Origin of the sequence: Pseudomonas sp. RL_5y_Pfl2_69, from assembly GCF_963970465.1 — a bacterium.
Classification (GTDB): domain Bacteria; phylum Pseudomonadota; class Gammaproteobacteria; order Pseudomonadales; family Pseudomonadaceae; genus Aquipseudomonas.
In genome coordinates, this window is the sequence record NZ_CAXAOU010000002.1 from 577,791 (window position 1) to 591,904 (window position 14,114).

17 protein-coding genes are annotated in these 14,114 nt (G+C 58.2%); 16 read left to right on the forward strand and 1 reads right to left on the reverse strand.

The window, feature by feature from the left end; translation table 11 throughout:
* Window positions 1-35 precede the first annotated feature (35 nt).
* The gene (locus tag AACY07_RS05955; RefSeq protein ID WP_339473879.1) at window positions 36-614 is read right to left on the reverse strand and encodes a Maf family protein; all 579 of its coding nucleotides are present in this window, start codon (window positions 612-614) and stop codon (window positions 36-38) included.
* Between the two features lie 105 nt (window positions 615-719).
* On the opposite strand from AACY07_RS05955, the gene AACY07_RS05960 reads away from it, so the two are divergent.
* The 16 genes from AACY07_RS05960 (at window position 720) to AACY07_RS06035 (ending at window position 13,881) form a co-directional block, all read left to right on the forward strand.
* The gene (locus AACY07_RS05960; protein WP_019827935.1) at window positions 720-1,247 is read left to right on the forward strand and encodes a YceD family protein; all 528 of its coding nucleotides are present in this window, start codon (window positions 720-722) and stop codon (window positions 1,245-1,247) included.
* A 13-nt stretch (window positions 1,248-1,260) separates the two neighbouring features.
* Window positions 1,261-1,443 carry a 50S ribosomal protein L32 gene (rpmF, locus tag AACY07_RS05965; RefSeq protein WP_003442519.1) on the forward strand — a complete coding sequence of 61 codons (183 nt, stop codon included), beginning with the start codon at window positions 1,261-1,263 and terminating at the stop codon, window positions 1,441-1,443.
* A 4-nt stretch (window positions 1,444-1,447) separates the two neighbouring features.
* A complete protein-coding gene (gene plsX, locus AACY07_RS05970) occupies window positions 1,448-2,458 on the forward strand; it encodes a phosphate acyltransferase PlsX (RefSeq protein WP_133075679.1) in 1,011 nt (336 codons plus the stop codon).
* Between the two features lie 126 nt (window positions 2,459-2,584).
* Entirely contained in the window at window positions 2,585-3,523 is a 939-nt protein-coding gene (gene fabD / locus AACY07_RS05975) for an ACP S-malonyltransferase (RefSeq protein WP_133075678.1), read from the forward strand.
* A gap of 16 nt (window positions 3,524-3,539) precedes the next feature.
* Window positions 3,540-4,283 carry a 3-oxoacyl-ACP reductase FabG gene (fabG, locus tag AACY07_RS05980; RefSeq protein ID WP_133075677.1) on the forward strand — a complete coding sequence of 248 codons (744 nt, stop codon included), beginning with the start codon at window positions 3,540-3,542 and terminating at the stop codon, window positions 4,281-4,283.
* A 191-nt stretch (window positions 4,284-4,474) separates the two neighbouring features.
* A complete protein-coding gene (acpP, locus tag AACY07_RS05985) occupies window positions 4,475-4,711 on the forward strand; it encodes an acyl carrier protein (RefSeq protein ID WP_016779952.1) in 237 nt (78 codons plus the stop codon).
* Between the two features lie 111 nt (window positions 4,712-4,822).
* On the forward strand, window positions 4,823-6,067 hold the full coding sequence (fabF, locus tag AACY07_RS05990) for a beta-ketoacyl-ACP synthase II (RefSeq protein ID WP_133075676.1): 1,245 nt from the start codon (window positions 4,823-4,825) through the stop codon (window positions 6,065-6,067).
* Window positions 6,067-6,885 carry an aminodeoxychorismate lyase gene (pabC, locus tag AACY07_RS05995; RefSeq protein ID WP_339473884.1) on the forward strand — a complete coding sequence of 273 codons (819 nt, stop codon included), beginning with the start codon at window positions 6,067-6,069 and terminating at the stop codon, window positions 6,883-6,885. The genes fabF and pabC overlap by 1 nt, the downstream gene beginning before the upstream one ends.
* A 3-nt stretch (window positions 6,886-6,888) precedes the next feature.
* Window positions 6,889-7,983 carry an endolytic transglycosylase MltG gene (gene mltG / locus AACY07_RS06000; protein WP_326398306.1) on the forward strand — a complete coding sequence of 365 codons (1,095 nt, stop codon included), beginning with the start codon at window positions 6,889-6,891 and terminating at the stop codon, window positions 7,981-7,983.
* Window positions 7,984-7,995: 12 nt separating this feature from the next.
* A complete protein-coding gene (gene tmk, locus AACY07_RS06005; protein ID WP_219262524.1) occupies window positions 7,996-8,628 on the forward strand; it encodes a dTMP kinase in 633 nt (210 codons plus the stop codon).
* Complete coding sequence (locus tag AACY07_RS06010; protein WP_339473886.1) at window positions 8,621-9,607, forward strand: DNA polymerase III subunit delta'; 987 nt, start codon at window positions 8,621-8,623, stop codon at window positions 9,605-9,607. Before tmk ends, AACY07_RS06010 begins: the two co-directional genes overlap by 8 nt.
* 32 nt (window positions 9,608-9,639) lie before the next feature.
* Window positions 9,640-10,431: a TatD family hydrolase gene (locus AACY07_RS06015; RefSeq protein ID WP_339473887.1), complete on the forward strand. Its 792-nt coding sequence runs from the start codon at window positions 9,640-9,642 to the stop codon at window positions 10,429-10,431.
* A gap of 431 nt (window positions 10,432-10,862) precedes the next feature.
* Window positions 10,863-11,504, forward strand: a complete 642-nt coding sequence (locus tag AACY07_RS06020; RefSeq protein WP_019827947.1) for a TetR/AcrR family transcriptional regulator — start codon at window positions 10,863-10,865, stop codon at window positions 11,502-11,504.
* Window positions 11,505-11,629: 125 nt separating this feature from the next.
* Complete coding sequence (locus AACY07_RS06025; protein WP_133075643.1) at window positions 11,630-12,598, forward strand: GTP 3',8-cyclase MoaA; 969 nt, start codon at window positions 11,630-11,632, stop codon at window positions 12,596-12,598.
* A gap of 101 nt (window positions 12,599-12,699) precedes the next feature.
* Window positions 12,700-13,305 carry a DUF4823 domain-containing protein gene (locus AACY07_RS06030; protein WP_219262522.1) on the forward strand — a complete coding sequence of 202 codons (606 nt, stop codon included), beginning with the start codon at window positions 12,700-12,702 and terminating at the stop codon, window positions 13,303-13,305.
* Between the two features lie 15 nt (window positions 13,306-13,320).
* Window positions 13,321-13,881: a DUF1285 domain-containing protein gene (locus AACY07_RS06035; protein WP_339473889.1), complete on the forward strand. Its 561-nt coding sequence runs from the start codon at window positions 13,321-13,323 to the stop codon at window positions 13,879-13,881.
* The last annotated feature ends 233 nt before the right edge of the window (window positions 13,882-14,114 follow it).

Here is a 14,114-nt window from a genome sequence, read left to right on the forward strand (position 1 = left end):
TTCCGCGGCAGCGACTACAGAGTATTGCGGCTTATTCAGGGCAGGTGTACGCCTTCTGCAAGCAGCATGTCCACCAGGCGTATCAGTGGCAAGCCGACCAGGCTGGTGGCGTCATCGCCTTCTGTGCGTTGAAACAGGCTCACACCAAGGCCTTCGGCTTTAAAGCTGCCAGCGCAGTCGTAGGGCTGTTCTGCGAGCAGATAGCGTTCGATCTGTTCGGCACTTAGCGTGCGCATGTGCACGGTGAAGGGAGTGCAATCGGTCTGGTGGTGGCCCGTCTGGCTGTTGAGCAGGGTCAGGCCGGTCAGGAAGCTCACGCTGGCACCACTGGCGCTCATCAGTTGTTGGTGGGCCTTGTCGTGGGTGTGGGGTTTGCCGATGATCTGTCCGCCGAGTACGGCGACCTGGTCGGAGCCAATGATCAGGTGGTCTGGATGGCTGTTGGCGAGTGCTTGTGCCTTTTCCAGGGACAGGCGCTTGACCAGTTCAATGGCGGTCTCGCCGGGGCGGTGGCTTTCGTCGATGTCGGGTGAGCTGCAGCTGAAAGGCAGGCGCAGGCGAGTCAGTAATTCGCGGCGGTAAACCGAGCTTGAAGCGAGTAATAAAGGTAGCATGCGCGGCTCCTGTGGGTGGTTGGCGATTCTAGCGGGCGTACGGGATGTCGCACAGGCACAATTTCCTTTGACAGGTGAAGGGGTCGTCCCTAGAATGCTGCGCCTATGTTGAATGACCCGATTCCACCTCACGTTGACCCGCGCAAATTAGCTGATCGTGGCACTACCCTTCAAGGTGAAGTGCTGCTGGCTGATTTGGAGAGACTCTGCGACCCGCTTTCCGACAATGTCGGTACGGTCCAGGCTAAATTTGTTTTTGAGCGAGACGAGCGAAGATCTGTGGTAATACACAGCTCCATCGACGTTGAGGTCAAGATGGTTTGCCAGCGTTGTCTTGAGCTGGTCACCCTGCCGATTCACAGCGAGTGCAGTTATGCTGTGGTGAAGGAGGGTGCAAATACCCAGTCGTTACCGAAAGGTTATGACGTGCTGGAACTGGGCGAAGATCCATTGGATCTGCAGTCACTGATCGAGGAAGAGCTTTTGCTTGCCTTGCCCATTGTGCCTGCTCATCATCCGGAAGAATGCCAGCAGCCGGCGGGTCTCGATGAGCCCGAGCCAGGCGAGGACGAGGTAACGCGGTCCAACCCGTTCAGTGTATTGGCGCAGTTAAAGCGTGACCCAAACGTTTAGGAGTTAATTAATTATGGCTGTTCAGCAGAACAAAAAATCCCGCTCTGCCCGTGACATGCGTCGTTCGCACGATGCTCTTTCGGCTAGCACTCTGTCCGTAGAAAAAACCACCGGTGAAATTCACCTGCGTCACCACGTATCGCCAGAAGGCGTATACCGTGGTCGTAAAGTGATCGACAAGGGCGCTGACGAGTAATCACTTGTCCGCTCAGGTCATCGCGATCGACGCAATGGGCGGGGACTTCGGTCCCCGCAGCATTGTTCAGGCCTGCATTGCTTGCCTGTCTGCAACTCCCTCGTTACACCTGACCCTCGTCGGTCAACCCTCCATACTTGAAACCTTGATCGCTGGCCATTCGGCTGTGGATCGCTCGCGCCTGACGATTACTCCTGCTTCTGAAGTGATTGCCATGAATGAGCGGCCTTCCAATGCCTTGCGCAGCAAGCCTGACTCTTCCATGCGTGTGGCGCTGGAGTTGCTCCGTGATGGCAAGGTGCAAGCCTGTGTCAGTTCCGGCAATACCGGCGCACTGATGGCGTTGTCCCGGCATGTGCTCAAGACCTTGCCGGGGATCGATCGTCCGGCGATGGTGGCGGCGGTGCCGACCCAGACGGGCTACTGTCAGTTGCTGGACTTGGGCGCGAATGTCGATTGCACGGCCGGGCAGTTGTTCCAGTTTGCAGTCATGGGGTCGGTGGCGGCGCAGGCGCTGGGCGTGCTTCGTCCACGGGTTGCCTTGCTCAATATCGGCACCGAAGACGTCAAGGGCAATCAGCAGGTCAAAGAGGCGGCTGCGTTGTTGCAGGCGGCGTCCGGACTGCACTACATCGGCTTTGTCGAGGGTGATGGTGTGTACCGTGGCGAGGCTGACGTGGTGGTGTGTGACGGGTTTGTCGGCAATATCATGCTCAAGTCCAGCGAAGGCCTTGCCACCATGATTTCGAGCAGGCTTGAGGCGGTGTTCAGGCGTAACCTGTTCAGTCGCTGTGTAGGTGCGCTGGCGTTGCCGTTGATGCGGCGCCTGCAGGCCGACCTGGCGCCCGCGCGTCATAACGGTGCGAGCTTTCTCGGGCTGCAGGGGATTGTGATCAAGAGTCACGGTTCGGCAGGTGCTCAGGGCTTTCAGAGTGCGATAGAGCGGGCATTGATTGAAATCCATGAAGACCTGCCAAAGCGTTTGTATGGACGCCTTGAAGGGTTGTTGCCGTAGGCGTTTTGCCGGGCGGATGCTTAAATGTGACCGCTCAGTCCAATCAGCCATCCAACTGTCAGTTTCTTGCGTCCACTACGGTAGGACGTCAATTCTCCGACGACAAGATCATTAGGGGCTTGTTACATGTCTACATCCCTCGCATTTGTCTTTCCAGGGCAGGGTTCGCAGTCCCTCGGCATGTTGGCCGAGCTGGGCGCGGAGCATCCGCTGGTCCTGGAAACATTTAAAGAAGCTTCCGCTGCTCTGGGTTACGACCTGTGGGCGCTGATCCAGGAAGGTCCTGCAGAGAAGCTGAATCAAACCGATATTACCCAGCCTGCCATTCTGGCCGCCTCGATTGCCCTGTGGCGCCTGTGGCTGGCCGAAGGCGGCAAGCGCCCTGACTTTGTTGCAGGCCATAGCCTGGGCGAGTACAGCGCGTTGGTTGCTGCCGAATGCCTGACATTGGCTGAGGCGGTCAAACTGGTTGAGCGTCGCGGTCAACTGATGCAAGAAGCCGTACCGGCCGGCCAGGGTGCCATGGCGGCAATCCTGGGCCTGGAAGATGCTGACGTGCTGGCGGCCTGTGCCGAAGCGGCGCAAGGTGAAGTGGTCAGCGCAGTGAACTTCAACTCGCCGGGCCAGGTCGTGATCGCTGGCGCCAAGGCTGCTGTTGAGCGCGCCATGGAACTGTGCAAGGCCAAAGGCGCCAAACGTGCATTGCCGTTGCCGGTGAGCGTGCCTTCGCACTGCGAGCTGATGCGTCCTGCCGCTGAGCGTTTTGCCGAGTCCATCGAGGCGATTGACTGGAAAATGCCGACCATTGCCTTGGTGCAGAACGTCAGTGCCGCTGTTGCAGCCGATTTGCCAACCCTCAAGCGCGACTTGCTCGAACAGTTGTACAAGCCAGTGCGCTGGGTAGAGTCGGTACAGGTGCTTGCGGCTGGCGGCCCGGTTGATCTGGTTGAGTGCGGTCCGGGCAAGGTCCTGGTAGGCATCAGCAAGCGTTGCGCTGAAGGCGTGACGACCCACAATTTGAATACCCCGGATGCCTTCGCCGCTGCGCGATTGGCTCTGGTCTGAATCAGGAGAAGCCTGCATGAGCTTGCAAGGTAAAGTTGCACTGGTAACAGGCGCAAGCCGTGGCATTGGCCAGGCTATCGCATTGGAGTTGGGTCGTCAGGGCGCCGTTGTCATCGGCACTGCGACTTCGCAAGCCGGTGCCGAGCGTATTGCTGCCACCCTGAAAGAAAACGGTGTTCAGGGCACTGGCATGGAACTCAATGTCACCAGCAGCGAATCGGTTGCTGCGGTGCTGGCGAGCATCCAGGAGCAGTTCGGTGCTCCGGCGATTCTGGTCAATAATGCCGGGATCACCCGCGATAATCTGATGATGCGCATGAAAGATGACGAATGGCATGACGTTATCGATACCAACCTGAACAGTCTGTATCGCCTGTCCAAGGGGGTTTTGCGTGGCATGACCAAGGCCCGTTGGGGACGAATTATCAATATTGGCTCTGTTGTGGGTGCCATGGGCAACGCAGGCCAAGTAAACTACGCCGCCGCCAAGGCAGGCCTTGAAGGTTTCGGTCGTGCGCTGGCACGTGAAGTGGGCTCGCGCTCGATCACTGTCAACTCGGTAGCTCCGGGCTTTATCGATACCGATATGACCCGTGAATTGCCAGAGGCACAGCGCGAAGCCTTGCAGACGCAGATTCCGCTGGGCCGTTTGGGCCAGGCTCAAGAGATCGCAAACGTGGTCGCTTTCCTGGCATCTGACGGTGCAGCCTACGTGACAGGGGCTACAATCCCGGTCAACGGCGGGATGTACATGAGTTAAATGTGACGGGTTGCTTCAAAAAAATGTCATACGAGCTGTCTAAAATCCGTTATAAAGCTGCAATCTATTTATAGGCAGCCGGTTGTTGCGGTGTGAGTGCAAAGCTTTCAGTTGAAAAACTGAAAAGGCTTTCGATACACTTGCCCACTGGCCAGCTGCCTGAATTTGTCCATTAGGAGTGAAAACAAGGTATGAGCACCATCGAAGAGCGCGTCAAGAAAATCGTTGCCGAGCAACTGGGCGTTAAAGAAGAAGAAGTGACCAATGCCGCTTCCTTCGTTGAAGACCTGGGTGCCGACTCCCTTGACACCGTTGAGCTTGTGATGGCTCTGGAAGAGGAATTCGAGACTGAGATTCCTGACGAAGAAGCTGAAAAGATCACTACTGTACAAGCCGCTATCGATTACGTTACTAGCCACCAGGCGTAATAGTTTGTAATCGTTGCTCGCTGTCATGGAAAAACCGCACTGCCGCTCTGGCGTGCGGTTTTTTCTTTAGGCGTGATGCAAAGTGTCGTCAATAGAATAAAGGAGAGTGCTGTGTCGCGTAGACGCGTCGTAGTCACCGGTATGGGGATGTTGTCGCCACTGGGTGCGGATGTTCCGAGCACCTGGCAAGGCATTCTGGCAGGCCGAAGTGGCATTGGTCTGATCGAACACACGGATCTTTCTGCCTATTCCACCCGTTTTGGCGGCTCGGTACAGGGCTTTAACGTTGAGGATTACCTCTCCGTCAAAGAAGCCCGAAAACTTGACCTGTTTATTCAATACGGTTTGGCAGCTGGGTTTCAGGCTGTGCGTAATTCCGGCCTTGAAGTTACCGACGCCAATCGTGAGCGCATCGGTGTGGCAATGGGTTCGGGTATTGGCGGTCTGACCAATATCGAAGAAACCAGCCGTACCTTGCACGAGCAAGGCCCGCGACGGATTTCTCCGTTTTTCGTGCCCGGTTCGATCATCAACATGATTTCCGGTTTTCTGTCTATCCATCTGGGTACACAGGGGCCTAACTATGCCATCGCGACTGCCTGTACCACCGGTACGCATTGCATTGGCATGGCAGCTCGCAACATTGCTTACGGCGAAGCCGACGTGATGATTGCCGGCGGCGCCGAAATGGCCGCCTGCGGCCTGGGCATGGGCGGCTTTGGTGCCTCCCGTGCGTTGTCGACCCGCAACGACGATCCAACCCGTGCCAGCCGTCCGTGGGACAAAGGCCGTGATGGATTTGTATTGTCTGACGGTGCCGGTGCGCTGGTGCTCGAAGAGCTTGAACATGCCAAGGCGCGTGGTGCGACCATCTACGCCGAGCTGATCGGTTTTGGGATGAGCGGTGACGCTTTCCACATGACCTCGCCTCCGGCCGATGGTGCAGGTGCGGCCCGCTGCATTACCAATGCCCTGCGTGACGCCCAGCTGAACGCTGATCAAGTGCAGTACATCAACGCCCACGGCACCTCGACCCCTGCTGGCGATCTGGCAGAAGTGTCGGCGATCAAGTCGGTGTTTGGTGATCACGCCTACAAACTGGCGGTGAGTTCGACCAAGTCCATGACCGGTCACCTGTTGGGTGCAGCGGGCGCGGTCGAGGCGATTTTCAGCGTATTGGCCATCAACAGCCAGATTGCCCCGCCGACCATCAACCTCGACGAGCCTGATGAAGGCTGCGATCTGGACTTCGTGCCGCACACCGCGCGTGAAATGCCGATCGACGTGGTGCTGTCCAACTCATTCGGTTTTGGCGGCACAAACGGTTCGTTGGTGTTCCGTCGGTACGCCGACTGATGCAAAGCTGGGTCGACGGTCAGCCGGCGAACGCTCTTGCGTCGCTCAAAGACCGTGGGCTGGCCTACGGTGATGGTCTGTTTGAGACCATCGCCGTCAAGGCTGGCACACCGCTGCTGCTGGAACTGCATATGCAGCGTCTGGCGCTCGGTTGTTCCCGGCTGGCGATTGTTGCGGATCAGGCATTGATCCGCAGCGAATTGCTGGCATATGCGCAAGCGATGGGCGAGGGCGTCCTCAAGCTCATCCTGACCCGTGGCGATAGTCAGCGTGGTTATGGCGCGTCCACCGGGGCTTTGCCTCGACGAATTCTTCAGGCCAGTCCGGCTGCGGCTTATCCCCAAGCGTACGCGCTGCAAGGGATAGCGCTGTTTGATTGCGCCACCCGTCTGGCTGAACAGCCGTTGTTGGCGGGGCTCAAGCATCTCAATCGACTCGAACAGGTCATTGCGCGATCCGAATGGCAAGACCCGGCCTACGCCGAGGGCTTGATGCGCGACACGTCGGGACGGGTGATTGAAGGTGTGTTCAGCAATCTGTTCATGGTGCGTGACGGGGTTCTGATAACCGCCGACCTGCACCGGTGTGGCGTGGCCGGCGTGATGCGGGCTGCACTGCTGGTCGAGGCCGAACGCCTGGCCATTCCTTGTCTGGTTACTGACATCAGCCTTGCGCAGCTGCAACAGGCCGATGAACTCTTCCTCTGTAACAGCGTGTATGGCGTTTGGCCCGTGCGCGCATTTGCAGACCTGAGCTGGCCGGTGGGGCCACTCACCCGTAAACTGCAAGGCATTGCTCGCACCCTACTGGATGTTTGATTCGTGAAACGTAAATTCTTGGTGCTGCTGGAGACAGGTCTGGTGCTGGCGGGCTTGCTGCTGGGCGCTAGCGCCTGGAAGCTCAATTCTGCGCTCGACCAACCGCTCAATCTGACGCAAGAACAATTGCTCGATGTACCGGCTGGCGCCACGCCGACCGGTACGTTCAATCGTCTGGAAGCTGACGACACGCTGCGTGACGCGTTCTGGTTGCGCGTGTACTGGCGCTTCAACCTTGAAGGCCAGCCGTTGCACAGCGGTGAATACCGCATGACCCCGGGCATGACCGCTCAGGACCTTATTGGTCTGTGGCAGCGTGGCGAAGTGGTGCAATACAGCCTGACTCTGGTTGAAGGCTGGAATTTTCGCCAGGTGCGCAGCGCTCTGGCCAAGCATGAAAAAATCGAACAGACCCTCGATGGCCTGAGCGATAGCGAAGTCATGGCCAAGCTGGGTCATGCCGGGGAATTTCCGGAAGGTCGATTCTTTCCAGACACCTATCGCTTTGTGCGCGGCATGACCGATGCCCAGTTGCTGGAAAAAGCCTACGACCGTCTTGAGAAAGTGCTTGCCCAGGAGTGGGAGCAGCGTGATCCGAGCGTGCCTTATGCCAACCCTTATCAGGCGCTGATCATGGCGTCACTGGTGGAGAAGGAAACCGGTGTGCCACAGGAGCGCGGGCAAATTGCCGGGGTTTTTGTGCGCCGGATGAAAATCGGCATGCCGCTGCAAACCGATCCTACGGTGATCTATGGGCTGGGCGAGCGTTACAACGGCAAGCTGACACGGGCCCACTTGCGCGAACCCACGCCGTACAACACCTATACGATTCCTGGCTTGCCGCCAACGCCCATCGCTATGGTGGGGCGTGAAGCGATTAATGCCGCCTTGCACCCGGTCAGTGGCTCCAGCCTGTACTTTGTGGCCAAGGGCGATGGTAGCCATACGTTTTCCGATGACCTGGATGCGCACAACAATGCGGTGCGCGAATTCCAGATCAAGCGCAGGGCCGATTACCGTTCGAGCCCCGCGCCGACCCCTGCTGCCGAGCCGGAGAGTCCCCCGGCCGAGCCGCAAGGCCCGAAAGACACTGATTAAGGATTGCTGCCTGTGACTGGCTTGTTTATTACCCTGGAAGGCCCCGAAGGCGCAGGAAAAAGCACCAACCGTGAGTACCTGGCAGAGCGCTTGCGCGCCGAAGGTATCGACGTGGTACTGACCCGCGAACCCGGCGGCACGCCGCTGGCCGAGCGTATCCGCGAGCTGCTGCTCACGCCCAGTGATGATGCGATGTGTGCCGACACCGAGCTGTTGCTGGTCTTTGCAGCCCGCGCCCAGCATCTGGCCGAAGTCATTCGCCCGGCGTTGGTCAGGGGTGCGGTGGTGCTGTGTGATCGCTTTACCGATGCCACTTATGCGTATCAGGGCGGCGGTCGGGGGTTGTCCTTTGAACGCATCGCGACTCTAGAGACCTTTGTCCAGGGTCCATTGCGTCCTGATCTGACCCTGGTGTTTGATCTGCCGATTGAAGTCGGCATGGCCCGGGCCAGTGCCCGGGGTCGACTTGACCGCTTCGAGCAGGAAGGTCGCACGTTTTTCGATGCGGTGCGCAGCACCTACCTTGAGCGCGCCAAGGCAGAGCCTGCGCGTTATCGCCTGATCGATGCCGCGCAGACGCTCGAACAGGTTCAAGGGCAACTGGACGCCTTGTTGCCAGAATTGCTGGGCTTGCACCGTGGCTGAGGCCTATCCGTGGCAAGACAGCCTGTGGCAGCAAATGGCAGGGCGCGCGCAGCATGCCCACGCCTATTTGCTGCACGGGCCGGCGGGCATCGGCAAGCGGGCTCTGGCCGAACGACTGATGGCCAGTCTGCTGTGCAAGCAGCCGGTTGGGCTTGAAGCCTGCGGTACATGCAAATCCTGCTCGTTGCTGGCGGCGGGAAGTCACCCCGATCATTACATTCTTGAGCCTGAAGAAGCTGACAAGGCAATCAAGGTCGACCAGGTGCGCGATCTGGTCAGCTTTGTGGTGCAGACCGCCCAGTTGGGCGGGCGCAAGGTGGTACTGGTCGAGCCGGTAGAGTCGATGAATATCAACGCCGCCAACGCCTTGCTCAAAAGCCTTGAAGAACCCTCCGGCAACACCATCCTGCTGCTGGTCAGCCATCAGTCCAGTCGACTGTTGCCGACCATCCGCAGTCGCTGCGTGCAGCAGGCGTGCCCGTTGCCGAGCCAGGCATTGAGCCTTGAATGGCTGGCCAAGGCCCTGCCTGATACTGGCGAAGCTGAACGGGTCGAGTTATTGACCCTTGCCGCCGGATCGCCTCTGGGAGCCGTCAAGTTGCAGGCCCAGGGTGTTCGCGAACAACGGGCAGCGGTGGTGGAGGGCGTCAAGAAGGTGCTCAAGCGCGAGCTGTCGGCCAGTCAACTGGCGGAAAGCTGGAAAGCCATCCCGCTGCTGTTGCTGTTTGACTGGTTTTGCGACTGGTCGAACCTGATCCTGCGCTATCAACTGACCCAGGACGAAGCCGGGCTCGGGTTGGAAGACATGCGCAAAGTGCTGCAATACCTGGCGCAGAAAACCCCGCAGGACAAGGTTCTGAGCATTCAGGACTGGATTCTTGCCCAGCGCCAGAAGGTCTTGAGCAAGGCCAACCTTAACCGTGATCTGTTGGTCGAGGCGTTACTGGTGCAGTGGGCAAGCCTGCCCGGCCAGCGCTGATTTGATTGAATTGATAAGCAGGTAATTTTTGTATGTTGGTTGACTCTCATTGTCATCTCGATCGTCTTGATCTGAGCGCCCATGACGGCTCGCTGGACGCGGCTCTGGAGGCCGCGCGTCAACGCGGTGTCGGGCATTTTCTGTGTATCGGCGTAAGCGCCGACAACGCGGCCGATGTCAAAGCCCTGACCGATCGGTATGCCGATGTGGATTGCTCGGTGGGCGTCCACCCCCTGGACGTACAGCCGGGAGCGGCGCCAGCGCTGGACTGGCTGTTGAGCGAGCTGAATCACCCCAGGGTAGTGGCGATCGGTGAAACCGGTCTGGACTACCACTACGAGCCTGAAGCCGCCGAGTTGCAGCAATTGTCGTTCCGGGTGCATCTGGAAGCGGCGCAACAGACCGGCAAACCGGTGGTTATTCACACCCGTGGCGCCCGCGCCGATACCCTGAACTTGCTGCGTGAGGCGGCATTGCCCCAGGCTGGCGTGTTGCACTGCTTCACTGAAGACTGGGACATGGCCAAGGCGGCGCTGGACATGGGTTACTACATCTCGCTGTCGGGGATTGTGACCTTTCGCAATGCCGATGCCCTGCGCGATGTGGCCCGTCAGGTGCCTGCAGATCGCCTGCTGGTCGAGACCGATTCGCCTTACCTCGCCCCGATTCCCTATCGCGGCAAACCGAACCTGCCGCAGTACGTGCGTGAAGTCGCCGAGTTCCTGGCCATGTTGCGCGGTGAGTCTTACGAGCGCTTTGCAGAGCAAACCACCGAAAACTTCAAGCGTCTGTTTCCGCTGGCTCGGGTTGCACAGTCAATCTGACGTGGGAGCGGGCCTGCTCGCGATAGCATCACCGCGCGCATCCATTCAGGCCGCAGCGCCAGCATCGCGAGCAAGCCCGCTCCCACAGTTTTTAAAGTAAACAGGCAGGCAAAAAAAACCCGAACTCTGGGGAATTCGGGTTAAGACCATTAGGAGTAAAACAAAGGCACACATTCCGTTGCTGCCTAAATCGGCGAGACACTTTGGGGGGGATGTCACGCCGACACGTTAAGTATTGGCCAGCTTTGTCGAACGTCCAGCCAGGATTGATCGTTTTTTAAACAGATTTGGAATACCCGAGCTTCGCTTGAGTGCTCTGCGAGCCGCGGGTAAATCGTTTGAACACATCGATATGCAGGATGATCCGTGCAATTTAGTGTGACTAATGCATAATACTCCGCTTCGATTTTGACCCGAACAGACCTTTTCTTATGCACAAAGAACCCCGTAAGGTCCGTGAGTTTCGTCGCCGCGAGCAAGAAATTCTCGATACCGCGCTCAAGCTGTTCCTCGACCTGGGTGAAGACAGTGTCACCGTCGAGATGATTGCTGATGCCGTGGGTATCGGCAAAGGCACGATCTACAAGCACTTCAAGTCCAAGGCCGAGATCTACCTGCGCCTGATGCTCGACTACGAGCGCGATTTGAACGAGCTGCTGCATTCCGCCGACGTGGATAAAGACAAAGAGGCGCTGTCCCGTGCCTACTTTGAGTTTCGCATGCGTGATCCGCAGCGCTACCGGTTGTTTGATCGCCTTGAAGAAAAGGTGGTGAAGGGCAACCAGGTGCCAGAACTGGTCGAAGAGCTGCACAAGATCCGCGCCTCGAACTTTGAACGCCTGACCCTGCTGATCAAGGGGCGTATCAGTGAAGGCAAGCTCGAAGACGTACCGCCATACTTCCATTACTGCGCAGCGTGGGCTCTGGTGCACGGCGCCGTGGCGCTGTATCACTCGCCGTTCTGGAGCAATGTGCTGGAAGATCAGGAAGGCTTCTTTCAGTTCCTGATGGACATTGGCGTACGCATGGGCAACAAGCGCAAGCGTGACACCGATACCCCGGCTGTAGAGTAACCCCGGCCAGTATTTGCCTTCATGGCTTATGGCCTTGAGGCTTATAATCAGGCTTGGGTCTTGCCAAAACCTGATTTATGAGTCAGGTTTTGCGGCGGCCCATTTCCCCCGCGCCGGAGTCATCCATGATCGTTGATCGCCAAGGCAGACGTTTTCGCAACTTGCGTATCAGTCTGACCTCCGCTTGCAACTATGCCTGCACCTATTGTGTGCCTAACGGCAAGCGGTTGGTTGCCGCGCAGGATGAGCTGTCGGCCGAAGCGATGGTGCGCGGGGTGGCTTATCTGATTGAGGCTGCTGGCATCGAGCGCTTGCGCATTACCGGCGGCGAACCGCTGGTCAGCCCCAAGCTTGAAACCTTTATGCGTGAAGTCGGGCAGTTAGGCTTGAGCGACATCAGCCTGACCACTAACGGCCAATTGCTTGCACGCAAGTTGCCGTTGCTGCTGGATGCGGGCATCCGGCGTCTCAATGTCTCTCTCGACACCCTTGATCCAGAAGCGTTTCGCAGCATTGCCCGTGGCGGTGATCTGCCGACGGTGCTCGATGGCATGCAGCGGGCCCGGGAAGCGGGGATCAAGATCAAGGTCAATATGGTGCCCTTGCGCGGGCAGAACCTGGATCAGGTGATGCCGCTGCTGGAGTACTGCCTTGAGCGCGGTTATGAACTGCGTTTTATCGAGCTGATGCGCATGGGCCACCTGGCCAGTGACAGCAATGCCTTTCTGCAGCAGTTCGTCAGCTTGCAGCAGCTGTTGTCGCTGATTGGCGAGCGCTACGAATACTTGCAGGCCGATGCGCCAATCGATGCCACGGCGGTGCGCTACCAGATCCCGGATCATGGTTATTTCGGGGTGATCGCCAACGAGAGCGTGCCGTTTTGCCGTACGTGCTCACGGCTGCGACTGTCTTCCACGGGATGGCTACATGGTTGCCTGTCGTCGAGCAATCGCCATTATGTGGGTGATCTGCTCAACAAGCCTCGCCACCAGGCGCTGCCTGCGCTGCAAGGCCTGCTGATGAAAGCCCTGGGTGACAAACAGGACGTGGCTTTCTCCGGTGGTGCCACGGTGATGAAGATCATCGGCGGCTAAAGCCCGTCTTCACAGCCAAACAGTGACCTGCTAAAACTGGCGCGCAATCTGCATTACGGGACTATTCGCCGGTTTTTTGTCACCGGCATCGGGAGAACGGGATGCGTGGTCTGATTGTTTGGCTGGCTTTATTGGCGCTCGGCGGCTGCATGAAGCTCAGCGATCTGGGTGAGGGCGCGCGTTATCAGCTGAGTGACGCAGGCATGCTCGATCACAGCAACACCCGGCGCAGCAACTCGCTGCGCATTCAGCCAGACTCCTTTATCTACATCGCCCAAGGGCCATTTGCCCCTGTCGGCGATCCGTACGTGCGCCCCAATGTGGTGGCCGAAGAGGCGTTCAACGGTTTTGTCGAATACTTTCCCATGGTGCGCCGTGCCAAAGCGCCGCTCGGGCTCGATCAGGCAATGACCGAAGCCAGGGGCTTTGGCGCTCACTACTTGCTGTTCACCCGTTTTGCCCGGGCCGATGACCGCATCGGCAACAGCGACGAATGGCTCGACCAGGAAGAGATCAGCCGACTGGGGATCGACAGTGGCGTGATCCAGGTGATGCTGATCGAGACCAGTACCCAGTATTTGATCGATACCGCCACCATTCGCAGCCGCGGCGGTTTGCTGACGTTCCATGACAACAAGCCCGCAGACCTGATCGGACCGCCGCTCGCCAAGTACGCTCGCAGCTTGATAGGCTTGAGCGATCAATAAGTCGAGGAGAGCAACATGAGCGAGCCGGTAGACGTCAGCAACCTGTTGGCGCAAATTCCCAGGGCCGACAAAGGCCTGCCGCCCGTTCACTTGTGGGATACCGCCTTTTGCGGCGATATCGACATGCGTATTGCCCGCGATGGCACCTGGTACTACATGGGCACACCCATTGGCCGCAAACCCATGGTCAAGCTCTTCTCGACGATCATTCGCCGCGACGGCGATGATTACTTTCTGATTACCCCGGTTGAAAAAGTCGGCATCAAAGTCGATGACGCGCCTTTTGTCGCGGTGGCGTTGGACGTGGCGGGGCAGGGCGAGCAGCAAGTCCTGCGTTTTACCACCCATGTCGACGAGTCGATCAATGCCGGCTCCGAGCATCCGCTGCGTTTCGTCATTGACCCCCAGACCCAGGAGCCCGCGCCTTATGTGCATGTGCGGCGCAATCTTGAAGCCCTGATCCACCGCAATGTGTTCTACCAGCTGGTAGAGCTGGCGGTGGAGCGCAAGATCGACGGGCGGAACTGGCTGGGCGTGTGGAGTGGTGGGGAGTTTTTCCCGATCGGGCCTGCCTAGGCCATCCCGCGAACAATAATCTCCCACAATATGGGATGTTAAATTATATATTGAGATTTAATTAGCCCTGGGTTTATAGTCGGCCTCAGCTCTACGCACTCACACTTAAAAAAACAAAACAGGTGAAGTGATGCCGAACTATCCCAGGGTGCTCCTGCGCACTAGCGCGTCTGCACGTCCCGCCCAATCCCCCATGCTTTTTAACCGGTCATCGACAGATGCCCGGTTTTTGT